This is a genomic window from Clostridium sp. AF32-7AC, from assembly GCF_003477925.1.
Taxonomy (GTDB): domain Bacteria; phylum Bacillota; class Clostridia; order Lachnospirales; family Lachnospiraceae; genus Otoolea; species Otoolea fessa.
In genome coordinates this window covers 77,952-101,867 of the sequence record NZ_QUEG01000009.1, presented here as the reverse complement: position 1 = coordinate 101,867, position 23,916 = coordinate 77,952, and the positions used below count along the sequence as shown (strand labels likewise).

Genomic DNA, 23,916 nt, shown 5'->3' with positions numbered 1-23,916 from the left:
TATCCATATCATGAGTAAAATACTTTCTGCAGAAGCGGAGCACAGACCTTACTTTACAACCAAACGGATGGCGCTGATTGGCGTGATGACGGCGATAACCTGTATTCTGGGACCGCTCTCGATTCCGCTTCCATTCAGCCCGGTTCCGATTTCCTTTACAAACCTTGCTATTTATCTGGCGGCATATGTGCTGGGAATGAAAGCTTGCACGATCAGTTACCTGATTTATATGCTGCTTGGCATGGTGGGCATTCCGGTATTTTCCGGATTTACGGCAGGAGTCGGTAAACTGGCAGGACCGACCGGCGGCTATCTCGTCGGATTTATCCTGATGGCGCTGATTGTTGGATTTTTCGTAGATCATTTTCCGGGCAAAGTAGCCCTGCATATCGTAGGCATGGTATTGGGACTGGCAATTTGCTATATTTTCGGAACGGTATGGCTGGCAGGTCAGCTTAACATGACCTTTGTAGCCGGACTGGGTGTGGGCGTTATCCCGTATCTGCCGGGCGATGCAGTCAAAATCATTTTCACAGTTTTGATCGGACCGAAGCTGCGCCGGGAAATTTACCGGTTAGGAGACTAAAAAGTGTTTGACGGTAAAAACGACAGTTTAGATAAAATGATAATTTAAAATGAAGGTCAGATGGGTGAAGGTGGAATACATAAAACGCTTTCACCCATTTTTTTTGTGAATGAAACGAAGAAGTTAGTTGAAATTTTATAGAAAGTAAGAAGAAAAGAGAAAAATAAAAGCAAAAGAAAACAGAAATAATTACATATATGGAATAAGATACAGAAAAATAAGAAGAATATGCGACTAAACTTGAACAATTTTGAGGCATATGTTATACTAAAGACAGAAAAAAGAGGGAGTTCCGGAGGAACAGGGAGGAGGCAGTTGTATGGAGAAAAAGATTATCACTATCAGTCGTGAATATGGAAGCGGAGGTCGTGAGATTGGTCTGGCAGCGGCTAAAAAACTGGGAATGGAATTTTATGATAAGGAATTGATCGATGCTGCTGCGAAGGAGATCGGTTTTCCGGCGGAAATTATTGCGGATCGTGAGCAGCGCCTGACAAATAGTCTGCTTTACAATTTCGCGATGGGAACTTTGTATGGACTTTCCTATCCGAAGGAGCCGAAGCTCAGTGAACTGCCATTGACAGAGCAGATCTATGTGGCGCAGAAGAAGGCGATCGAGGAGGCGGCAAAGCGCGGAAGCTGCGTATTCATCGGCAGATGTGCCGATTATATTCTGAAAAGCCGTCCGGATGTACTGCGTGTCTTTGTTTATGCGGATCGTGATATCCGGCTTCGCCGCGCGATTGATGAGTACGGGGATCTGGAAGAGCATATTGATGAATTTATGCACCAGACCGACAAACGCCGTCGGATCTACTATGAAAACTATACGAATCAACGCTGGGGCGACAGAGACAACTATGATCTGATGCTGAACAGTGGAGATTTGGGAATTGAGAAGTGCGTGGAGTTGATTTGCCAGGCGGTGAAGTAAAAGAAGAGTGGCATTTATAGTTTCATGCAGTCGATATGAGGATATCTAAGATAACAAATGCAAAGAAGATGATTGAAATTTTTTGTAGTTATGTTATCTATATATAAAGGATCTCACCGATAGACGGTTGGACCCTTAAATGATAAGTTAAAAATAACCGCTCAAGTTTGCAGGACCGGGGCGGTTATTTTTGTGTCTTATTACTAGCTCGACCAACTTTATAGCCGAGACTAAAGCATTTCGTAAAAGATATACGAGCGCAGGTTACTGGGCACGTATGCGTGCACAATAACTAGCACGGCGGCTCTGGTTTGTCAATGGGGGGATTGTCTGGACGAATCCCCCTCACTATGCTATAATAAGGGGCATCAAGTCATTTTGGTTGCTTTATCGTTACTGCTCATGGCAGGTATTTTGAAAACCGGCACATGGACAGCAACATTGTATGCACGGGAGAATGAGATGAAAGAAAATATGAAAATACGAGGTCAGCTGCGGACGTATCTGCAGTGGCCGATCATACTGTCGGTATTCCTGTTGGCGGCGAACCTGGCAGTTGGGATTGTGAGCCCGGCTGCCGGTCTTGTGATGTCCGGATTTACGGTTATATATGTGCTGGTGGCACTCTGGCTGTTCATATACCGGAGAAAACGTCTGATGGGCGGACTGGTGGAGTTTTCGGCGGAGTATGCGTGGGTGCAGAAACAGCTCCTCTATGAGATGGCGGTGCCGTATGCCATCGCGGACACAGAGGGACATTTCCTCTGGTTGAACCACTCCTTTTCGGAGATCGTCGGGGAAGATAAAAACTGCCGTAAGAATATCGCGGCGGTCTTTCCGGAACTGACGCGGGAATTTTTGGATGAGATGGACGAAAAAACGAGCGTTCATTCTTCATTTGACGGCAGATTTTACCGGATCGATATCCAGCAGGTGGCGCTGAGCGAGACGGAAGGTATGAAGCTTGGCGCGGTGGACGAGGACAGCGGTGAGATGCTTTTAGTGCTGTATCTCTGCGATGAGACGGAGATTCTGCGCTGCAAGCAGCAGATCAACAACCAGCGTCTGGTGGCGGGACTTATCTATCTCGACAACTACGACGAGGCGCTGGAGAGTGTCGAGGAGGTACGCCGTTCCCTGCTGGTTGCCCTGATTGACCGGAAAATTACGAAGTATTTTATGGCGATGGAAGGTATCGTCAAGAAGCTGGAAAATGACAAGTATCTGTTTGTGATCAAGCAGCAGTACACGAAAGAGATTCAGGAGAGCCGCTTTTCGATCCTGGAGGATGTCAAGACGGTTAATATCGGAAATGATATGGCTGTCACGCTGAGTATCGGTATGGGTATGAATGGAGACAGCTACATCCGCAACTATGAGTATGCGAGAACGGCGATTGATATGGCGCTGGGACGCGGCGGCGATCAGGCGGTTGTCAAGGATGGCACGAAGATCCGCTATTACGGCGGCAAATCGCAGCAGCTGGAAAAAACGACCCGTGTCAAGGCGCGTGTCAAAGCGCATGCGATGCGCGAGCTGATGGATACGAAGGATAAGATGTTGATCATGGGACACAAGATCGGCGATACGGATTCCTTTGGCGCGGCGATTGGTATCTGGCGGATTGCGACCTCTTTTAATAAAAAGGCGCGGATCGTCATCAATGGGGTCAATTCTTCCGTGAAACCGATGATGGCGCGGTTTGAAAACAGCTCTGATTACCCGGAGGATCTGTTCTTAACCGGCGAGGAAGCGGCAGAGTGGGCGGATTCCAACACGATGTTAGTTGTGGTTGATGTCAACCGCCCGAGTATCACGGAGGCACCGGAATTGCTCAAGCAGATCAAAACGATCGTGGTGCTCGACCATCACCGCCAGAGCAGCGAGATCATCGACAATGCGGTGTTATCTTATGTCGAGCCGTATGCGTCTTCGGCGTGTGAGATGGTAGCCGAGGTATTGCAGTACATCGGCGACGACGGCATCAAGATCAAGCCGGCGGAGGCGGATGCGATGTACGCCGGTATCGTGATTGACACAAACAATTTCATGAACCAGGCAGGTGTCCGCACCTTCGAGGCGGCGGCGTTCCTGCGTAGAAACGGCGCGGATGTCGTGCGTGTGAGAAAGCTGTTCCGCGACCGGCTGGAGGACTACCGGGCGAGAGCTGAGGCGATCCAGAAAGCAGAGATTTATCACGGCGCATTTGCGATTTCCGTGTGTCCGTCCGAAGGACTTGAAAGTCCTACCGTGGTTGGCGCACAGGCGGCAAATGAGCTGCTGGATATTGTAGGCATCAAGGCGTCATTTATCCTGACGCAGATGGGCGACACGATCTATTTCAGCGCGCGTTCGATCGATGAGATCAACGTGCAGATTATCATGGAGCGCTTAGGCGGCGGCGGACACCGCACGATTGCGGGCGCACAGCTTAAGGGTGCGACGATCGATGAAGCCAGAGAGAAATTAAAAGATCTCATTACGGATATGATGGAGAAAGGAGAAATATAACGATGGAAGTTGTATTATTAGAGGATGTAAAGGCACTTGGCAAAAAAGGTCAGATTGTAAAGGTAAGCGACGGCTATGGACGCAACTTTATTCTGACAAAGAAACTGGGAATCGAGGCAACACCGAAGAACTTAAATGATCTGAAGCTGCAGAAGGCAAATGAGGCGAAGATCGCGGCAGAGCATCTGGCAGCAGCGAAGGATCTGGCAAAACATCTGGAGGATAAGTCCATCACCCTGTCCATCAAGGCAGGCGAGGGCGGAAAAGCATTTGGCTCTGTTTCTTCCAAGGAGATTGCAAAGGCGATCAAAGATCAGTTAAATCTGGATATTGACAAGAAGAAACTGGTTCTGCCGGAGCCGATTAAGACCTTTGGCACACACGAAGTTCCGATCAAGCTTCACAAAGAAGTAACCGGAAAACTGGCAGTAAAGGTTGTAGAAGCTTAATATGGAGGACTGAATCATGGATGAAGCCCTGATAAAGCGGGTTCTCCCGCACAGTGTAGAGGCGGAACAGTCAGTCATCGGATCCATGCTTATGGATCGGGAAGCAATTATCGCGGCGTCTGAGATTATCACAGGCGCCGATTTTTACCAGCACCAGTACGGCGTCATGTTTGAGTCGATGGTCGAGCTTTTCAATGAAGGAAAGCCGGTCGATCTGGTGACGCTTCAAAATCGGCTGCGCGAAAAAGATGTTCCGCCGGAGGTCAGCAGCCTGGACTTTGTCCGGGATATCATGACATCTGTGCCGACCTCGGTCAATGTCAAATCGTATGCCAATATCGTGCGGGAAAAGGCAGTCCTGCGCCGTTTGATAAAAGTGAATGAGGAGATTGAAAACCTCTGTTACGGCGGAAGGGACAAGCTGGAGGATATTCTGGCGCACACGGAGAAATCGGTGTTTGACCTGCTCCAGAGCCGCGGAGGCGGAGAGTTTGTGCCGATCCGGCAGGTGGCGTTGAATGTTCTGGAAAAGATTGAGGCGGCGTCGAAGAGCAACAGCACCGTCACGGGTATTCCGACCGGATTTATCGATCTGGATTACCGGACGTCGGGATTCCAGCCGTCCGATTTTATTTTGATTGCGGCGCGTCCTTCGATGGGTAAGACGGCGTTTGTTCTGAATGTTGTCGAGCATGTGGCGGTCAAAAAAGGGCTTCCGTGCATGGTATTCAGCCTGGAAATGTCGAAGGAACAGCTGGTCAACCGTATGCTTTCGATGGAGTCGAATGTCGATTCCCAGAAGCTGCGTACCGGTACGCTGACGGATTCCGACTGGGATGCCGTTGTGGAAGGCATCGGCACGATCGGAAGTTCCAAGCTGATCATCGATGATACGCCGGGTATCTCGATCTCGGAGCTGCGCTCGAAATGCCGCAAGGTGAAGCTGGAGTACGGTTTAAGCCTTGTCATTATCGACTATTTACAGCTGATGAGCGGCAGCGGAAAGAGCGGAGAGAACCGCCAGCAGGAGATCTCGGAGATTTCCCGTTCACTAAAGGCGCTGGCGCGAGAGCTGAATGCGCCGGTTATCTCCCTGTCGCAGCTTTCCCGTGCCTGCGAGACACGTCCGGACCACCGCCCGATGCTTTCGGATCTGCGTGAGTCTGGTGCGATTGAGCAGGATGCCGATGTGGTTATGTTTTTGTACCGTGATGATTATTACAACAAGGATACGGATACGCCGAATATCGCGGAGGTAATCATTGCCAAACAGCGTAATGGTCCGATTGGAACGGTGCAGCTGATGTGGAGACCGGAGCTGACGAAGTTTGCGAATTTGGCGAAATAACGATAGAATCGTGTAAGGGACGGGACCGGATAAATATATGATTGATAAAAGATTATTATGTAAAAAGGAATATGAGAAATGTTTGAATTGATAAAAGAATCGGATCTGGACACCGTCCGCCATTTTTACCGTGCCTTAGCTGGAACCGAGTTTTGTGCCTGGACGGACATCTATCCAGGGGAGCCGGAGCTTCAGTCGGATTTTTCCAGGGATTCGCTTTTTTGTATCCGGGATGATGTGTCGGGGGAGATCGCGGGGCTGGTTTCGATCGATGATGATCCGGAGGTGGAATCGATTCCGTGCTGGTCGGAAGAGCTGCAGCCGTCGGCAGAAATTTCCAGACTGGGTGTGGCGGAGAAGTACCAGAACCGAGGCATCGCACGCGAGCTTCTGGCAGGCGCGATGGAGGAACTTAGAAGACGCGGCTGCAAGAGTGCCCATATGCTGGTGGCGAAGGATAATGTGAAAGCGCTGCGGTCATACGCGAAGCTGGCCTTTGAGAAGGTCGGTGAGTATGTGCTGCAGGGGCATGATTACTGGTGCTTTGAGAAGAAGCTGTAGAATGGAGAGGGGAAATTTAATCCCCTCTTTTTATTTATGTCATTCATTCGCCTTCTACCGTCAGCGAGCTGGCATTTAGCTACGATATGGTAATCGTTCCGATCGATGGTGAAGGAGTTCCGGAACTGGTTTTTTATGTAAATGCTATTCATATTTAGTTTGAACCCCGCATATAGTAGTAGTAAGGTACCGGGGAGGACAAGCAGAATGAATAAGAACAAGCATTACCTGATTTCGGATGCTTCCAGACAGGTGCAGGTGGAGGCTCACGTGCTCCGGTACTGGGAGGACGAGCTGGGGCTTCCGATTCCGAGAAATGAACTGGGGCATCGGTACTATACGGAGTTTCATATCCAGCTGTTCCGTCAGATCAAGCAGTTGAAGGAACAGGGGTACCAGTTGAAAGCCATACGGGGAATCCTCGGAAAAGTGGAAGAAAATCAGAAAACAGAACCGGAAGCGCTTTTGGAAGCGCAGGCACAGGCGGTTTTCCGGGAAACGGGAACAGGAGAGCGTAACATGAGCAGGCAGGAAAATATGGAAATGAAAAAAAATACAGAGGTAGAAAACAAGGAAACAGAACTGCCGCAGGCAGAGGTTTCCCAGCCTCTGGCGGGGGAGAAAATGCGCCAGTTTCAGGAGATCATGAACCAGGTCATCGGGCGCGCGATCGAGGAAAACAGTGAAAAACTGAGCCAGGATGTTAGCTATCTGGTGCATGATAAATTGATGAAGGAGCTGGAATACCTGATGCGGGTCTCTGATGAGCGGGAGGAAGAGCGCTTCAAGCGCCTCGACGAGGTCATCCGCGCGTATCAGCGGGAAAACCAGGGGCGAGCGGAAGCAGCAGCGGCTGCGCTAGGGCGGTTTCCATTTTTCCGGTCCCGTGTAAAGAAAAAGAAATTTGGACGGAATGGGAATAAGATGTGATAAGTTCTGCAAAAGGGCATAAAAAAACCTGTCGGAAACGACAGGCTTTTTTATGTAGATATTTCGTTTTTGTTTGTGTTTAATTAGCCCTGCTCGATAGCGCCGGTCGGACATACGCCTGCACATGTACCGCAGTCGATGCAGCTGTTAGCGTCGATATCGTATTTGCCATCTCCCTGAGAGATTGCTCCAACTGGACATTCGCCAGCACAGGAACCACAACTTACACAAGAATCAGTAATTACAAATGCCATGATAAAATCCTCCTTTTATATTTATGCGTTTGGCTATATTCTATACTAAAAATGCGAAATATTCAAGGAGAAATTGATGGTTTTCATGTTCTAAAATAAAAGCAATGGAAAAAACCGATTTTTCTGGAAGTCAGTATTCCTACAGGGTCGAGAGCGTTGAGAGCGCGTGCTCCCGGACGATCGTCTCATAATGCTCCTCATAGTATGCCTCAAATGCATTCGGGGCAGCGGCAGTCTTTAATGGTTCGCTGTACTCGGACAGGAGATTGCACAGGCGGTTGAATGCGTCGGTGCTGTCGGCTGTCTGGCGGACAACAAGGTAGTAACGACCATCGGACGGGTGTTTATAAAGCGTGTTCGGTGTTTCGCAGACTGGAGCTGCGATGCGCGCTGCCCGGCAGACCTCGTCGAGGGAGCCGAAAGTAAAAATACGCGCTGCCGGCAGTTTGGAACCTGGCTCTGCATTTTCAGTGGAAGGCGCGTCCGAACCGGTCAGCGGGCTTGCGGCGGTATTTTTGCCATTGTCAGTAAATAGGCTTAAAAGCCCGTCCGCGCCCTCTAAAAGCTCGTTGGCAAGCGCTGTCAGAGGCTCGTCCTCGTTTCCCGGGGAAAAGCGTGAAAAGCGGGTGTCCAGCTCTTCCGGGTCCTCGATCTTGGTAATGATCAGCATGATGCTCTCACTGGAGAGCGGAATTGCTTCCACCATCAGAGGAATATCGTCCGCCTCGAAGCCGACTTCATTCGATGCCTTCTGGATCATTTCATGGAACAGTTTTTTCGCCTTTTCCGTGCCATAGGCGAGTTCGCCCAGATTTAAGTTGCGGGCGCTCAGATCGCTGCTTGTCAGGGTGCAGCGGATCTGGTTTTCGTTGATGCGTTCTATTTTCATGGATTTTCACTTCCTTGTCTTTTGGGTGGTTAAGATACCGAATGCTTCGTGCTTCGCACTTCCGCAATTTTGCAAGACATTCGTAAGCCGCTCATTTTTCTGCGGAAAAAGGCTGTTTACTCATGTTTTGGACTTTGGAACCTTGGTATTCATCATACTATATAATATAATCACTTGGCAATTTGAATATGAAAAAAAAGCATAAAATCTTTCTAAAAACGGTTGCGGGAACCGAGGGGATCGTATACAATGAATCTTGAGAGGTGGTATAGACCGAAAGGAGGCGCGGTACGGAAGCAGCCGTTCTATTTGGAAAATACCAGCTGGAACGTGTGATCGGACGCGGTCGGAGCGGAACTGTTTTTTTAGCCAGGCATCTGGGGCTTGATGAAGAGAGAGCGATTAAGCGTGTCAGGCGGACAGAGAGCGGTTTCATTCAGGAAGCAGCGCTTTTGAAGCGGCTGCGCCATCCGGGAATCCCGATCATCTACGATCTGGAAATTGACGAAAATTATTATTATCTCATCGAGGAATATCTGTGCGGTGAGTCGTTGTATGCCCGAATTGAGAGAACGGGCAGTCTGCAAACGGGAGAGCTTATCCGTCTGGGAATTGAGCTTTGCCGGATCATGAATTATCTGCATTCATTCAAACCAAATCCAATCTTATATTTAGATCTCCACCCCGGGAATCTTCTAATCTGCCGGGAACAATTAAAATTGATTGATTTTGATCAGGCGGCACTGGCGTCTTTGAGCCAGGAACGATCTGTTTGCTATGGAACAAAAGGCTTTGCAGCCCCCGAACAGTACGAGGGAGGGACTCTGGATGAGAGGACCGACATCTATGCCATTGGCGCCCTCCTGTACTATATGGGGACAGGGCATGCCCCAGAGGGGGAGATAAAAGCAGGACAGGGAAGCTGTTGGGGAGATCTGTACATTCTTATGGGGCGATGTCTCAGAACAGAGAAAAAAGAGCGCTGCCAGAGTGTCCGGGAAGTGTTAGAGGCATTGGAAAAACTGGAGGCGCGCATATTTGCAGAACGTCATATACCACTTCTCAGGATTGCCGTAGCAGGCAGCCGGAGCGGAATCGGGGTTACACATACCGCACTTGGCGCGGTCCGATATCTGCGGCAGAAAGGAGTTTCCTGCCTTTACAGGGAGCAGAATGACACGGGGGCAGTCCGCAGGCTGGCATCCTGGTATGGGATGGTGCCGGATGAACATGGAATTTATTACATGGACGGTCTGGCGTTGGAACCCAGATACAGCGATGTGGTGCAGCTGGAACAGCCGGTGTTTGAAGTGATTTTAGATGACTGCGGAACCAGGCTCCAGACGGTTCTGGATGGGGAGTATGATTTGATTCTTTTCGTCTGTGGATTGCAGCCGTGGGAGAAAGAAGATTCTCTGCGGGCGATCCGGTTTCTGGGAGCAGAAGAGGGACTCCAGATTTTATTAAATCACAGAAAATGCGGGCGGGATTATCTTCCGGAGGAGGTCCGGCATCTTAGGTATCTGCGGCTTCCGTTTTTAACCCCGCCGTTCGATGCAGGCGGAAGGCGGGGGCAGGAAAATGAGGCAGCGGAGGAGACAGAATTTTTTGAAAGGATTTTCCGGGAGGAAGCTCTCAAAAAAGGACGGGGGACCAGACAGGCAGCAAAAGAAGGGGGACTCTGGCGGAACATCCGGCGAAGGTGGGAGCGCTTTATGGGTGGATTCCCGTGGCAGTGGAAATAGGAGGAAATACAGATTAGAATCGGAAAACGGGGCGAAGGCTCAAAAGTGGGGCGAAAATTCAGGCAAAAACCAGTGCCAGACACAAAGCAGGCCGGGACAGAACGCCTGGAATGTATCGGGATAGCCGGGAGCGGACCATCGGTTGGGGTGACACACTTTTCGCTTATGACGGCAGCATATCTGTCCGGGGTTCTGTGCCGGCGAACGGCGGTTCTGGAACAAAATGAGAGCGGCTCATTTGCACAGCTTGAAAAGATATTCCGGACGGGAAAAAGAAGGGAAAAACCGGTTATAGACGGGGCAGGACAGCCGTTTGAAATTAGGGGAATTTTTTTCTATCAAAAGGCTGAACGTGCAGAATGGTACGATTGTTCGGAAAGGGGGATGGAGGCGATGGTGATCGACTTCGGAGCCTTGACACAGAAGAATCAGGATGCCTTTTTTCGATGCAGCCGCTGTTTTCTGGTCGGTTCGGTCAGCGGATGGCAGCTGGCAGATTTTGCGGCATTGGCAGCAGAAAAGCAAAAATGGAAAAAATGGTGTGAGTATTTCGTCTCATTTGGAGAAGAGGAAGCTGTAAAAATGGCAGAGCAATATCTGGATATCCGGATCCGGCGAATCCCACTGCAGAAGAACGCATTGATGGTTACGGGAGAGTCCATGACTTTTTTTGGAAAATTCCTACGATAAGCGAGGCAGACCTGGGGTTATAAATTACCGATTATCTCCGAAAGGTCAAAAGTTAGAAGGGGCTGTTTTCGCGGAATGGAGAAGGTGTGGAATGGTAGTGAGAAAAAGTAAAAAAGAAGAGGCAGAGAGGAGGCGTAGGGAACAGCAGAGAATATTTGTCGAGGGATTACAGCGATATAAAAGCAAAGGAATCCAGATTTTAATTGATGGGAGGGAGTGCAGGCCAGAAGAATACAGGAAGCTGTGTGAGTTCCGGGAGGACGGCTCGTTTTATATGGCTGATTACGTCGGAGCGGAGACAGGAGTGCTGACAGAGATACATTTTGACCGGGTTTACAACCGGTGATAAGAGAGGTGCCGTTTTGTCCGTATCTGGACAGTCCGCCGGATTTTTCTTTCGGAGAAAATGGTGAGAACTGTTTAGATGGTGCTATTACAGTTACTGGGCACGTATGCGTAAACAGTAACCTATTACAGGGAAAATGAAAGAGGAGTTAAGAAAAAAGTCAACATTCCATGGAGCTGGTGTGATATAATAAGGGCACTTAGCGAGGTATTTTCGAGCTTAGTGCTTATGGTATTACCTTAACATACACCGGAGGAAAACATGGAAAGAGGAAGATCAAGGAAAGCACGTTCGGGCTGTCTGGGACGGATTTTCGGGTTTGTGCTGTTTTTAATCGTGGCAGCCGTTGGCGTGATTGCAGCGGTCAAATATATGCCAAGCCGGGAGAGGGCGGATCTGGATGCTCTGTACGCGGCGGGCGGCAGCGACCGGGTGGCGCTGTATCTGAACTATGAACGTCAGGAGGAGAGCGGGGTCTACGTGGACGGGCAGACATATCTGCCGGCTGCGTGGGTAGATGCGAACTTAAATGAACGTTTTTACTGGGATGCCAATGAGGAAATACTGGTGTACGCCCTGCCGGAGGAGATCGTGAAAAGCGACGAGACGACCGTGGATGAGGACGGAAAAAAGATCCTTTACCGGGATGGTGATGCAGTTTATCTTTCACTGGCTCTGATTCAGAAATACACCGATGTGCGTCTGCAGGCGTATGATGGTGAGGCACAGAAGCGGGTTTTCGTGGAAAATAACTGGGATCCGGTCACGGTGGCAGATGCGGCGTGGAGCGCCAAGATCCGCTTAAGAGGCGGCTTGAAAAGCCCGATTGTGACTGAGATAAAGCGCGGCGGGACAGTGACAGTGCTGGAACAGTATGACAACTGGGCGAGAGTCATGACACCGGACGGTCATATTGGATATATGCACAAGTGGAAGATGAAAAATCTGCACGAGGAGACATTAAAGAGTGATTTTACTGCTCCGGTCTACCAGAATATTTCACTGGATCAGAAGATTGTGATGGTCTGGCATCAGGTAACGATCGCGGCGGCAAACCAGGCGATGGATTCTCTGATTGCAAAGACGAAAGGTGTCAATGTCATCGCGCCGACGTGGTTTACGCTTAGCAGCAACAGCGGCGCGTATGAATCTCTGGCAGATAAGTCCTATGTGGATCGGGCGCATGAAAAAGGTCTGCAGGTCTGGGCGGTACTCGACAATTTCAGCCGCGAATGCAGCAAGAACGTGCAGGCGGAGGTGCTTCTTTCCAGGACGTCTGTGCGCGAAAAACTGATTGAAAATATGATGACAGAGGCGGACCGTTATGGATTTGACGGTATCAATCTGGATTTTGAGAGTTTGAAGACGGCGGCGGGCGTCCATTACATCGAGTTTATCCGCGAGCTGTCGGTTTCCTGCCGAAAGAAAGGGCTGGTGCTGTCGGTCGATAACTATGTTCCGGCGGTATATAACCGTTTCTACAACCAGAAAGAGCAGGGCAACGTCGCAGATTATGTGATTATCATGGGTTATGATGAGCACTATGCAGGCGGTGAAGCCGGTTCTGTTTCTTCGATCGGATATGTCGAAAACGGCATCAAAGATATGCTTTCCCTGGTTCCGAAGGAAAAGGTAATCAACGCAGTCCCGTTCTACACAAGGCTCTGGACGGGAAGCGGCGACAATGCGTCCTCCCGTGCGATGGGAATTTCCGAGGCGACAAAATGGGTCTCGGAGAGCGGCATGGATCTGACCTGGGATGATTCGGTTGGTCAGTATTACGGCAGGCTGGACAGCCAGAACGGCGAACAGCAGCTCTGGATGGAGGAGACAAGGTCTCTGGGACTCAAGATGGATTTAATCAAGAAATACGACCTGGCAGGCGTAGCCGGATGGCGGCTGGGGCTGGAAACCAGCGACGTCTGGGATGTGATTGGCTGGGAGTAGAGACAATTTAATTAAGATTCAATGATTCAAAGTAGGGTGGAAGTCTCATGCGGGAGCGTGGGGCTTCTGCTTTTTTATGTAATAGGAAATTCCTTGGAATCCCCTATTACACAAAAAGGCACTAACGTGCCAATGATGCGCACTCGCGCGAAGATGTAGTTTGTCGCAAGCGACCGCGCTCGGCGCGAGAATGTGCCAAGGCACATTCTTCTTTATAAAAAAGAGCGTCTTGGACAAAAAACCTCCGGGCGGAAAGATTGATTCATCCGCCTGGAGGTTATTAAAACATCAAAAATATTGTTTTGTCTGGGAGAAATGTGATTATTCTGCCTCTTTTGCCTGATCGATCAGGTTGGTGTAGAAAGCAAGAAAACTGTCATCACCTTCAGCGATCATAGCTTCCGGATGGAACTGTAAGCCCATCACGTAGTCTTTATCTTCTCTGACGATTGCTTCGATGATTCCATCTGGAGCAGTAGCAACGACTTTCAGGTTGTCACCTAACTGATCGACTGCCTGATGATGCCAGGAGTTTACAGTGTAGGTGCCTTCTCCGCCAAATGCGGCAGCAACGATGTTATCTTTGTCTACGGTAATCTCATGTTTTGCGAATACCTTACGGTCCGGATCGCGATGTTCGATATCGGACGGATTCTGAGTCGGAAGATCCTGATATAAGGTACCGCCGCTTAATACGTTTAAGAACTGCATGCCACGGCAGGTGCAGAGCATCGGGATATCCTCATCGAGAGCTGCCTTGATTAAAAGAGAATCAGAAGTATCTCTGACTTCGTTTACAGTCTCTAATTTTTCGTTTGGCTCTTCGCCGTAGTAGCTCGGATCAATATCTTCGCCGCCGGTCATAACCAGAGCATCGATTTCTGCCAGAGCATTTTTCGCGTCATCCTCGGTTTTGATCTGAGGAAGATAAATTGCTTCGCCGCCAGCTTTGGTAACGGCATCTATATATAACTGTGCATCTTCGTCGATTTCGTCGGCATTCCATGAAACGCCGACTTTGACTTTCTCTTCTTCGTCATTCGCCGCTTCTTCGGCAGTCTCTGCTTCGCCTTCTGTCTCGGTTACTTCGGCTTCAGCCGCTGTTGTATCGGCTGCCGGTTCAGACTTTGTTCCACAAGCTGTTAAAGAAAAAGCCAGGGATAAAGAAAGAAGCACTGCACTGGTCATCATTTTAATTTTTCTCATTCGAATTTCCTCCCTAATACAAATTGTCCTCCCAAACATGGCTGGATTCTAACATAAAACAGTCATAAAAATACAAAAAGATACATAAAATTACATAATAAAATAAAATAATTTTTAATGCTACCTAAAATACATAATATAATTTTGTAGATATACGAAAAATGAGCGAAAATAAGGAGGCGTAAATGGAAGCGAAGAATTGAGTAGGGAGGAGTACGGGGAAAAGCCCTGATAACAGAAAGTTATACCTTCATTCCCTTTCTTAATTGGATTTTCCCCGCAGGCAGGCGTTACAATAAGGACGGAAAAAACAGACGGGCAGCCGGGTCAGGGCTGCGGGGCTGATAGAGATGGCGGAGTGCAGGAAAGACTCCGAGAGAATATGACAAACCAAATGGAGGAAATCAAAACATGGGGAAATCACTTACCAGAAAGATTATTGAGTCACATTTCGTATCGGGCGATATGACGCCGGGCAAAGAAATTTTTATCAAGGTGGATCAGACATTGACACACGATATCAATGCCGTTATGACTTATCTGGCATTCGAGGCGATCGGGCTGGACCGTGTCCGCACGGAGTGCAGCGTCAGCTACCTCGATCACAATTTATTATATGTAGATAATAAGACGCCGGACGACCACATTTATTTGCAGTCCGCAGCAAAGAAATTCGGCGTGTATGTGTCCAGACCGGGCAACGGCATCTGCCATACCGTTCATGTATCCCGTTTTGGTGTGCCAGGCAAGGTATCGATGGGCGGAGACAGTCACACACCGCATGGCGGCGCGATCGGTATGCTGTGTATCGGTGTCGGCGGCATGGATGTAGCAACGGCGATGACGGGTGTTCCGATGCGTCTGACGATGCCGAGAGTCGTCCGTGTCAACCTGACCGGTAAATTAAGACCGGGCTGCAACTCGAAGGAAGTTATCCTGGAAATGCTTCGCCGCGTGACCATCAAGGGCGGTCTGGGAAATGTATATGAGTACGTGGGACCGGCAGTTGCCGAGATGGAGATTCCGGCACGTGCGACTATCGCAAACATGGGTGCGGAAATGGGCGCGACCACTTCCATTTTCCCGGCAGATGCACAGGTAAAGAGATTTCTGGCTGCACAGGGACGTCCGGAAGCATACACAGAGCTTCTTCCGGATGAGGACGCCGAGTACGACGAGACGATCGATATCAATTTAAGCGAGTTAGAGCCGTTGATCGCATGTCCGCACCAGCCGGACAATGTTATGCCGCTGCATCAGGCGGAAAAGAAGAGAGTACAGCAGGTATTTATCGGAAGCTGTACCAATGCAAGCTATGCCGATATTGCAAAAGCAGCACTTGTATTTAAGGGACATCATGTGAATGAGGATGTAAGCTGTACCTGTGCGGTTTCTTCCAAGCAGGTGTACCGTCAGCTGATGCGCGATGGATATGTGGAGATGCTTCTGGATGCAGGTGTCCGTCTTTTGGAGATTGCCTGTGGTCCGTGCTGCGCAATCGGTCAGACTCCGGCGACCGACGGTGTGGCAGTCCGCACCTCCAACCGTAATTTCAAGGGACGTGCCGGAAATCCGACCGCGAAGATTTACCTTGTCAGCCCGGAGAGTGCTGCGGCAACTGCGATTGTGGGAACTTTCGCAACGGCAGAAGATATTATGGGTGAAAATGTGAAGATTCTGGATACCATCCATGAGCCGGATCAGTACGATATTGATGATTCGATGATTCTGCCGCCACTGTCACCGGAAGAGGCTGCCAAGGTGGAGATTGTCCGCGGACCGAATATCAAGTTTCTTCCGGTTCCGGAGCCGCCGCAGGAGACACTGGATGCTCCTATCAGCTTAAAAGCCCGTGATAATGTATCCACCGATGATATTACACCGGCAAGTGCTGAGTTCAGCAGCATGCGTTCCAATATTCCGCTGATGTCCCAGTATTGCTATCACCGCTATGATCCGGAATTTGCAGCCCGTGCGAAAGAAATGGGACAGAGCATCATCATCGGCGGTGAAAACTATGGACAGGGTTCCTCCCGTGAGCATGCGGCTATTAATCCCATGTATCTGGGTGTAAAAGCGGTCATTGCCAAGAGTATTGCCCGTATCCATAAAGGAAATCTGGTAAATCATGGCGTAATTCCGATGCTGTTTGAGGATGGAGCTGATTATGAACGTCTGGAGCAGACGGATGAACTTCATATCGATAACCTGCGGGAGCAGATTGCAGCACACCGTGTGCAGATTACTGATAAGACAAAAGGATTTTCCTTCTGGGTTAAATTAGAACTGACAGATAAGGAAATCGAAGTTGTCTTAAATGGCGGACAGCTGAGAACACTGAAAAAACAGCTGGAAGCAGAGAAAGAAGCGTAGTCATTTATTAATTATGCCTCCATTATATTTTTTATATACAATAACTACTTATTCACCAACTTATTTATTTTGGGAAAAGGCGCCTGTGCGGATGTGCAGGCGCTTTTTCGTGCGACTTGACGGAAGAAAGACATTTGTAGTAATCTTGTGGTAGAATAAGAGTGAAGATTGTGAAAGAAATTGAGAAAAAGACATTGTTTGGAGCGCTTTTTGGATATGCGGATTCAACAAGGATAACACAGGAAGAAACAGCGTATCCAAAAGCGGCAGAAGAGAAAGAAAAATAACGACAGAATCAATTTAAGCGATAAAATGGGGGATGTTCCGTGAGAGATACAGACTGGCAGATTTTACAGGCACTTTATAAAAATCCAAATATGACGAAGGTTGCCAATTCGTTTTACATGACGCAGCCGTCTTTGACCAAGCGGCTCAAGCAGATGGAGGAGGAATTTGGCGTGACGATCGTCAACCGGACGCCGAAGGGGCTTTCGTTTACACCGGAGGGACGCTACCTTGCCGATCAGGCGGAGCGGTATCTGGTGTTTATGAAGGAGACGACGGAGACGCTGGCGGCAATGCAGAAGAGCACGGAGGAGACGATCGTGATCGGTTCTTCCTATACATACAGTAAATACATGCTTTCGGAACTTTTATTCCAGTACCGGAAAGAACATCCCAGGGTGCAGTTTGAGGTCGTGACGGATCAGAGCGATGCGTTGTTTCGCAAGCTGCTTGACGGGACGGTGGATGTCGGATTTATCCGCGGCGATTATGAGGGGGCGCTGGAGCGCATCCGGGTCGGTAAAAGCGCCGCCTGTCTGGTGACGAAGGAACCGGTTAAGATGGAAGATTTGCCGGGGTTAGATCGGATCGAGTATAAGACGAATGACCGGACAAGAGAGATTCTGGAGCGCTGGTGGAATGAAAATTTCATCACCCCGGTCGGGAATGGTATGCCAGTTGGTTATATTGATGTGGCATGGCAGATGATAGAACGAGGGTTTGGTTATACACTTTGTTTTCTTCCAGAACATTTTGCCAATGAACACAACCTGTGTCTGACCCCGCTTTTCTGGAAAGATGGGACGCCGGTGGAACGGAATACCTGGTTTTTCTATCCGAAGAGTAAGCGGCTGTCCCCGGCGCTTTCGCAGTTTGTGGAGTATGTGGCGGAAGGTGCGAAAACTGGGAAAAATAGAAAATAAAATTCATCCTGAGTTATTCACGAAGCAATCTCTAACCTAAAAATTGCACCATGAATCGAAAAAATGATCCGTTCAATAATTTTACCACAAATGGGTGCTTTTTTCATTCATTTAACAAGTACAAAGCAATATGCAATTAAAATGTTGAGATAAAGGAGAACTGGAAGAAATGCGGGAACTAGACTGGCTGATTCTTAGAAAATTATATGAAAAACGCAGCATCAGCAAGGCGGCGGAGGATTTGTACGTGACACAGTCCGCCCTGACGAAGCGCGTCAAGGCAATTGAGCAGGAATGGGGCATAGAGGTTGTCAAACGGAGCAATCAAGGTGTAACATTCACAGAGGATGGACGATATCTTGTAAAAAAAGCAGGTATCATGCTAGATTTTCTCGGCGAGATACGTGAACATTTTTCAGAACGCCATGGAGTCAAGGAATTGGTGCGCGTCGGTGTCCCGAACTCCTTTGCAAGACTCCATATGCCGAAACTTCTGAAAGGTTATGTGGACGCGTACAACCGCCTTCAGTTTAAGACATTTCCAAACTCCAGCGATATGCTGATCCGCCAGATTACTGACGGAACGATCGATATCGCGATCGTCTGTGGCGATTATCCATTTCTTGGAGAGAAAATCTGCCTGTTTGAGGAAGAACTTTACATCATGGCGCCGATGGGGACCGCACTGGAGGACGTCGAGCACCTGCCAATCATCGAATCATATTTAAATCCGATGGTAAAATTGCTGCTCAACCAGTGGTGGAAGGATCACTTTGGAGAATCCCTCCATGCCGCTCATTTCGTCCCATATTCGGATATCGCGATCGAGATGGTAGAAAATGGACTTGGCATCTGCTTTCTCTTCGGCTCCGACTGGGCGTTTGACCGCAGCCGTTTCCAGCTCATCCCGATCTACAATAAAGAACAGGAACCTGTCTCCCGCCGCGTCTGGATGATGCTTTCCGATTCCTGCTATCGGAACCAGGATATCATGGATTTTATATCCTTTACAGAAGAATATTATCACATCAATAAGATAGAGCGGAAATAAATATGGTAACAGGCGCAGACCCAAGAGCGCAAGCATTTTCTGGAAGAATATCCCTGGGACTGCGCCGTCCCTCTCGCGATCTCATCCATCATCCGCACCATTCCATTCCGGAATACCCCTACATTCAAATCCTGAATTTCCATTTGTCAATTCTCCATGTTACAATTTTATCAAACCAAGAAATAAAGAATCCGCATATTCGAGGGAACGCGGATTCTTTGGGTAAAAATAAAATGCATTAAAAGGGTCAGGAGGAAACAAACATGAGTTACGCATACGTAGGATGCCGTACCACCCGCGAGAGAAATGCACGCGGCAAGGGCTTAAAGGCTTACGAAATTTCGGAGGCAACCGGCGAATGGAAAGAGATTCAGTGCTTAGAGACGCTGCCGAATCCGTCCTATCAGGCGATGGATCTGGAGGAGAAATATCTCTACTCCGTACACGGCGACAATACGCAGGTCAGCAGCTATAAGATCGAGGCAGACGGAACCTTATCTGCCTTAAACACCATCGAGATCGGCGGCAAGAATCCGGTCTTCATCACACCGGACCGAACCAACCGCTACATGGTAGTGGCAGCCCTGCAGGGCGGCGCTGTCTATGTCATCCGCCGCAATGCGGACGGAAGTCTGGGAGAGATTGTCCACACTGCGCATATGGCAGGAAAGAAAGAAGGCGCTATCTCCTTTGCACACCAGTGTATTTGGGATCAGAAGAAAGAATACCTTTTTGTTGTATGCCAGGCGAGACTGCAGGGCTACGGACAGATCGTCGTATTCCGTTTTAACCCGGAGGACGGCAGCCTGACACAGACCGACTGCTACCGCGGACGCGAGTACGATGAGCCGCGCCACGTATCAATTCATCCGAATAACCGCTTTGTTTACTTAATCAATGAAAAAGGAAATTCGATGACCTACCTTTCATTTGATGACAAGAACGGTAAATTAAAGGCGCTGCAGGTACTTCCGACTCTGCCAGATACCTATACGGGCGAGGGACAGGCGAGTGCATCTTTGCTCAGCAAAAATGGCGAGATTCTCATCGGTTCCAACCGCATCCATGAGTCTATCGTGCTCTACCGCATCGACCAGAACACTGGATATATGAAGGAATTAGGCTATTACCCGACTCTGGGTCTGACACCACGTTTTATCTCCTTCAACCGCGATTACAGCCTGTTTTATGCGGCAAATGAGGACAGCGATACCATCGTAGAGATGCGTCTCTGCGAGGAAACAGGCCGCATGGAATACACGGGACGGATCATCCACACCGAGAGTCCGGTCTGCATTACATTTCGATAGGAGGTTGCTATGAACTTAGGTCTTATTTCTTTAATCTGCCTTCTGGCAGCCATTGTGATTGGATTTGTGAAAAACTGTAACGTCGGTATTCTCTGTACCGGTATCGCTGCTGTGCTGGCGCTGGTATTCGGCATCAAGGCGTCCGATATCATCAAGGGATTCAGTGCATCCCTGTGCATCCAGATGGTCGGTATTACTTATCTGTTTGCGATTATTAACGGAAACGGAACCCTGGAACTTTTAGCACGCAAGATGGTAGCGCTGGTTGGCAAACAGAAACGTCTGATTCCGTTTGTTATCTATATTTTAGGATTTATCATCAGTGCCGTAGGACCGGGCGCAATTCCGAGCCTGGCAATCATCCCGGTTATCGCAATCCCGGTTGCGGCATCCGCAGGCATCAACCCGATTATGACGGCGATCATCGGTGACCTGGGCGTTATGTCCGGACGTATGAGTCCGCTGACCCCGGAGGCAGCCGTTGTCCGTGAACTGATGGCAGCACAGGGACTGGAGGCAGACACCGTTCCGATCATGTTCTGCCTGATTCTGACGGCGTTGGCAACCATGGTACTTGTCTACATTTACTATAAAGGCTGGAAAGTGGATGTAAAGGCAGTCGGAAAAGAAGCAGAGCTTCCGAAATTTACCGGAAAACAGCTCCTTTCCCTGGCAGCACTGGCTGGTCTGGCAGTCGGCGTTCTGTTCTTCTCCTGGAATGTCGGTCTGATGGGATTTTTAATGGGGTCGCTGTTAATTATCTTTGGCTGCGGTGATGAGAAGAAAGCAGTTCAGATGGTGCCGTGGAATGTGATTATTATGGTTTTGGGCGTTGGCATTTTAATGAATGTTATCTCCCTGTCCGGCGGTATCGATATCATGGTAGCGGCTCTGGAGCATGTTATGAGCAAACGGACTGCTGCGATGATCATGGGTATTACTTCTGGGTTTATGTCCTTCTTCAGTTCCGGTCTTGGAGTTGTATTCCCGACTCTGATTCCGACAGCAAGCGGACTGGCTTCAACGCTGGGAGCAGATGCCATCGAACTGGTATCGGTGATTGTAATCGGTGGAACGATCGTAGGATTTACTCCGATTTCCACAACCGGCGCGCTCATCATGGCAGGTGTTTCTCAGCAGGAGAATGCGGAAGAACGTTTCCCGCAGAACCGTATGTTTGTAGAGCTGTTTGCCGTTTCCTTCCTGGCACTGGCAGTGGTAGCGGTATTTTCTTTCCTGGGTATTTACCATCTGTTTGTATAGTGGAAAAAGAAAGCATCATATCGGATAGATGAAAGAGCCGGGCAGAAGCCTGTAAAGATATGGTTTGAGAATAGGAAGAGGAAAATATGACAGCAGAAGAGAGAATGATGTGGGTGGAGCGCTATAGCGCCCTCCCGACCGGAAATGTGGCAGATGCCATGGACGGACTTGGTTTAAAACGCGGCAGTGTGCTGGGACTTCATCCGATCGATCCCTCCCAGAAGCGTGCAGCCGGATTTGCCCGCACGATTTTGCAGAAGCGCCGGAGTACACCGTGGGACGGCGTGAACCTGGCAAAGCACGGAAAAGTGATCGATGACAAAACGGAACCGGGCGACCTGCTGGTGATTTCCATGGGCGGTATCATGAATGTATCGACGGGCGGTGACCTGCTGGCACTCCGGGCACAGCTTCGCGGCGTGCAAGGCGAGCTGACCGACGGCTGCCTGCGCGATATCGATGACATCGCGGCATTTGGTTTTCCGGCATATAGCGCCGGAACTGCACCAAACAAGAGCGCTTACGATATCGAGACAGTCGGCGTGGATGTGCCGGTGACGCTCTGCGGCGTCCTGATTTTTCCGGGCGACATGGTCGTGATGGACCGGACCGGCGTGGTCGTGGTTCCGTCCGGAAAGATCGCGGAAGTCTACGAATCCGCCTCCCGGATCGCGAAGCGCGAGGAGCGCGTGGCGGTTCATCTGCGCGAGGGAAAGACGCTGACGGAGTCGCGAAAGCTGGCAGCGGCGGAAGTCGGGCAGTAGGACTCAAAAATCGGCATATGACTTAAAAATAAAATTTGAATGACTCATTTATGAGCATATAAAAGCTCATAAATGAGTCATTTTTTGCATTATGAAAAAAATGAGACAAGAACGAGTCATTCCTGGAAGGTTATCAAAAAAATAAATAAAAATTTTAATTCGACAAAAACCTTGTATTTACAAGGAAAACCTCGAATTTTTTGGAAAATAAAAAAGAAAAATATTAAATAAAATCGAAAAACGTAAAAGTTGGCACGGAACTTGCTGTATATATGAGTATCAAGCAAAAGTATCAAGCAAAAAGAAAAATATATTACATGGAGGGAACACATTATGAAAGTTGGCGTATTGAAAGACATCAAAGTAGGCGAGTACCGTGTCATCGCAACCCCGGCAGAGGTAAGCATGCTGGTAGGTGACGGCAATGAGGTTTACGTTCAGAAGGGCGCGGGCGAAGGTTCTGGATTCCCGGATGAGGCATATGTGAAAGAGGGCGCGAAGCTGGTTGATACAAAGGAAGAAATTTATGCAACCTGCGATTTCGTCGCAAAGGTAAAAGAGTTTGAACCGTGCGAGTACAAGCTGCTCCGTGAAAACCAGATCGTATTTACCTGCATCCATCCGGCAGCACATCCGGAGGAGGTACAGGCACTTCTCGACAGTAAGTGTATTGCATTTACCGCAGAAGATTCCCACCGTTACGGTTCACCGAACTGTGAGGCAGCTGGTAAGGCGGGTGCACTCTTTGGCCTGGAATCCCTGCTCTCCATCAACGGCGGCAAGGGCAAATTCGTCAACGGTCTCGGCGGTGCTCCGGGCGTTAAGGCGCTGGTCATTGGAGGCGGCGTGGTAGGACGCGCAGCAATCTCTGTTCTTCATGCGCTGGGCGCGTGGGTAACGGTTATGGATATTAATATCGGAACCCTGCGTGATATCGGAAAACAGTTCAATGAGGAAGTCAACACCCAGATTTCCAACCGTTATAATCTGAAAAAGATTTTACCAGAGATAGATGTCGTATATAATTGTGTTAGATGGCCGAAGGATGCCAAAGAATACATGATCGACCGCGAGATGGTCCGCTCGATGGAGAAAGGTTCCGTTATCGTAGATATTAGCAACGATTATGGTGCAATCGAGACATTCCATGAGACCACCCATGAAAATCCGCGCTACATCGAAGAAGGTGTCGTACATTATTGCGTAAGCAACATTCCGGGCGCAATTTCCCAGTCTACCTCGATCGCATACGCAGCATCCGTACTGCCGCACTTCAGAAGCATCATCAACAATGGCGTGGCGCAGGCGTGTGCAAAGGATGGTTTCCTGCGCCGCAGCTTAACCACCTACAAGGGATACTTAACCCATGAGGAGACAAGTGCTATCCAGGGCAGACCGTGGGTTCGTCCGGAAGACATCTTAGAGATCGCAGATCAGAAACTGGATCTGGCTCCGTCGGCAACCAAGAGCCATTCGGATAACTTTATCAAATTAGAGAAGTGATTTTCAGATAAAGGATATCGGCAGAACGCTTTTCGTGAAACGTATGGG

General features: G+C 49.1%; 22 protein-coding genes. 18 read left to right on the top strand and 4 right to left on the bottom strand.

The window, feature by feature from the left end:
- The first annotated feature begins 10 nt into the window (after positions 1-10).
- The 7 genes from DWZ45_RS12265 (at position 11) to DWZ45_RS12235 (ending at position 7,319) form a co-directional block, all read left to right on the top strand.
- Positions 11-586 carry a biotin transporter BioY gene (locus DWZ45_RS12265; RefSeq protein WP_118469341.1) on the top strand — a complete coding sequence of 192 codons (576 nt, stop codon included), beginning with the start codon at positions 11-13 and terminating at the stop codon, positions 584-586.
- Positions 587-905: 319 nt separating this feature from the next.
- Positions 906-1,520, top strand: coding sequence for a cytidylate kinase-like family protein (locus DWZ45_RS12260; RefSeq protein WP_118469340.1), 615 nt, complete (start codon positions 906-908; stop codon positions 1,518-1,520).
- Positions 1,521-1,982: 462 nt separating this feature from the next.
- Complete coding sequence (locus tag DWZ45_RS12255) at positions 1,983-4,031, top strand: DHH family phosphoesterase (RefSeq protein WP_118469339.1); 2,049 nt, start codon at positions 1,983-1,985, stop codon at positions 4,029-4,031.
- Positions 4,032-4,033: 2 nt separating this feature from the next.
- The gene (rplI, locus tag DWZ45_RS12250) at positions 4,034-4,480 is read left to right on the top strand and encodes a 50S ribosomal protein L9 (RefSeq protein ID WP_022358874.1); all 447 of its coding nucleotides are present in this window, start codon (positions 4,034-4,036) and stop codon (positions 4,478-4,480) included.
- Positions 4,481-4,496: 16 nt separating this feature from the next.
- The gene (gene dnaB / locus DWZ45_RS12245) at positions 4,497-5,828 is read left to right on the top strand and encodes a replicative DNA helicase (protein WP_022358873.1); all 1,332 of its coding nucleotides are present in this window, start codon (positions 4,497-4,499) and stop codon (positions 5,826-5,828) included.
- Between the two features lie 78 nt (positions 5,829-5,906).
- Positions 5,907-6,389: a GNAT family N-acetyltransferase gene (locus DWZ45_RS12240; RefSeq protein ID WP_107001809.1), complete on the top strand. Its 483-nt coding sequence runs from the start codon at positions 5,907-5,909 to the stop codon at positions 6,387-6,389.
- Between the two features lie 207 nt (positions 6,390-6,596).
- The gene (locus tag DWZ45_RS12235) at positions 6,597-7,319 is read left to right on the top strand and encodes a helix-turn-helix domain-containing protein (RefSeq protein WP_118469338.1); all 723 of its coding nucleotides are present in this window, start codon (positions 6,597-6,599) and stop codon (positions 7,317-7,319) included.
- Between the two features lie 83 nt (positions 7,320-7,402).
- Here DWZ45_RS12235 and DWZ45_RS12230 read toward each other — a convergent pair whose 3' ends face one another.
- Both DWZ45_RS12230 and DWZ45_RS12225 read right to left on the bottom strand, forming a co-directional pair.
- Positions 7,403-7,573, bottom strand: coding sequence for a 4Fe-4S binding protein (locus DWZ45_RS12230; protein WP_107001811.1), 171 nt, complete (start codon positions 7,571-7,573; stop codon positions 7,403-7,405).
- 139 nt (positions 7,574-7,712) lie between these two features.
- A complete protein-coding gene (locus tag DWZ45_RS12225) occupies positions 7,713-8,462 on the bottom strand; it encodes an adaptor protein MecA (RefSeq protein ID WP_107001812.1) in 750 nt (249 codons plus the stop codon).
- A 323-nt stretch (positions 8,463-8,785) separates the two neighbouring features.
- Here DWZ45_RS12225 and DWZ45_RS12220 point away from each other — a divergent pair, with 323 nt between their 5' ends.
- The 4 genes from DWZ45_RS12220 to DWZ45_RS12205 all read left to right on the top strand — a co-directional run bounded on the left by DWZ45_RS12220 (position 8,786) and on the right by DWZ45_RS12205 (position 13,190).
- Positions 8,786-10,207 (top strand): serine/threonine-protein kinase, encoded by a 1,422-nt coding sequence (locus DWZ45_RS12220; RefSeq protein ID WP_118469337.1) that lies wholly within the window; start codon positions 8,786-8,788, stop codon positions 10,205-10,207.
- A 72-nt stretch (positions 10,208-10,279) separates the two neighbouring features.
- Positions 10,280-10,897, top strand: a complete 618-nt coding sequence (locus tag DWZ45_RS12215; protein WP_118482014.1) for a hypothetical protein — start codon at positions 10,280-10,282, stop codon at positions 10,895-10,897.
- A 91-nt stretch (positions 10,898-10,988) separates the two neighbouring features.
- The gene (locus tag DWZ45_RS12210; RefSeq protein WP_022358865.1) at positions 10,989-11,243 is read left to right on the top strand and encodes a hypothetical protein; all 255 of its coding nucleotides are present in this window, start codon (positions 10,989-10,991) and stop codon (positions 11,241-11,243) included.
- A 261-nt stretch (positions 11,244-11,504) separates the two neighbouring features.
- Positions 11,505-13,190: a glycosyl hydrolase family 18 protein gene (locus DWZ45_RS12205; RefSeq protein WP_118469336.1), complete on the top strand. Its 1,686-nt coding sequence runs from the start codon at positions 11,505-11,507 to the stop codon at positions 13,188-13,190.
- A gap of 321 nt (positions 13,191-13,511) precedes the next feature.
- On the opposite strand, the gene DWZ45_RS12200 is transcribed toward DWZ45_RS12205, so the two are convergent.
- A complete protein-coding gene (locus DWZ45_RS12200; RefSeq protein ID WP_181357266.1) occupies positions 13,512-14,396 on the bottom strand; it encodes a gamma-glutamyl-gamma-aminobutyrate hydrolase family protein in 885 nt (294 codons plus the stop codon).
- A gap of 411 nt (positions 14,397-14,807) precedes the next feature.
- On the opposite strand from DWZ45_RS12200, the gene DWZ45_RS12195 reads away from it, so the two are divergent.
- The 3 genes from DWZ45_RS12195 (at position 14,808) to DWZ45_RS12185 (ending at position 19,028) form a co-directional block, all read left to right on the top strand.
- Positions 14,808-16,769 (top strand): aconitate hydratase, encoded by a 1,962-nt coding sequence (locus DWZ45_RS12195; protein ID WP_118469335.1) that lies wholly within the window; start codon positions 14,808-14,810, stop codon positions 16,767-16,769.
- 326 nt (positions 16,770-17,095) lie between these two features.
- On the top strand, positions 17,096-17,977 hold the full coding sequence (locus DWZ45_RS12190; protein ID WP_118469334.1) for a LysR family transcriptional regulator: 882 nt from the start codon (positions 17,096-17,098) through the stop codon (positions 17,975-17,977).
- A gap of 169 nt (positions 17,978-18,146) precedes the next feature.
- Positions 18,147-19,028, top strand: a complete 882-nt coding sequence (locus tag DWZ45_RS12185) for a LysR family transcriptional regulator (RefSeq protein ID WP_118469333.1) — start codon at positions 18,147-18,149, stop codon at positions 19,026-19,028.
- Here the strand turns inward: DWZ45_RS12185 and DWZ45_RS14565 are convergent.
- Positions 19,001-19,171, bottom strand: coding sequence for a hypothetical protein (locus DWZ45_RS14565; protein WP_182426676.1), 171 nt, complete (start codon positions 19,169-19,171; stop codon positions 19,001-19,003). The genes DWZ45_RS12185 and DWZ45_RS14565 overlap by 28 nt on opposite strands.
- 120 nt (positions 19,172-19,291) lie before the next feature.
- Here DWZ45_RS14565 and DWZ45_RS12180 point away from each other — a divergent pair, with 120 nt between their 5' ends.
- The 4 genes from DWZ45_RS12180 (at position 19,292) to DWZ45_RS12165 (ending at position 23,868) form a co-directional block, all read left to right on the top strand.
- Positions 19,292-20,338, top strand: coding sequence for a beta-propeller fold lactonase family protein (locus DWZ45_RS12180; RefSeq protein WP_118469332.1), 1,047 nt, complete (start codon positions 19,292-19,294; stop codon positions 20,336-20,338).
- Positions 20,339-20,347: 9 nt separating this feature from the next.
- The gene (locus tag DWZ45_RS12175) at positions 20,348-21,601 is read left to right on the top strand and encodes an SLC13 family permease (protein ID WP_118469331.1); all 1,254 of its coding nucleotides are present in this window, start codon (positions 20,348-20,350) and stop codon (positions 21,599-21,601) included.
- A gap of 86 nt (positions 21,602-21,687) precedes the next feature.
- A complete protein-coding gene (locus DWZ45_RS12170) occupies positions 21,688-22,365 on the top strand; it encodes an RraA family protein (protein ID WP_118469329.1) in 678 nt (225 codons plus the stop codon).
- Positions 22,366-22,698: 333 nt separating this feature from the next.
- Positions 22,699-23,868, top strand: coding sequence for an alanine dehydrogenase (locus DWZ45_RS12165; protein ID WP_107001824.1), 1,170 nt, complete (start codon positions 22,699-22,701; stop codon positions 23,866-23,868).
- The last annotated feature ends 48 nt before the right edge of the window (positions 23,869-23,916 follow it).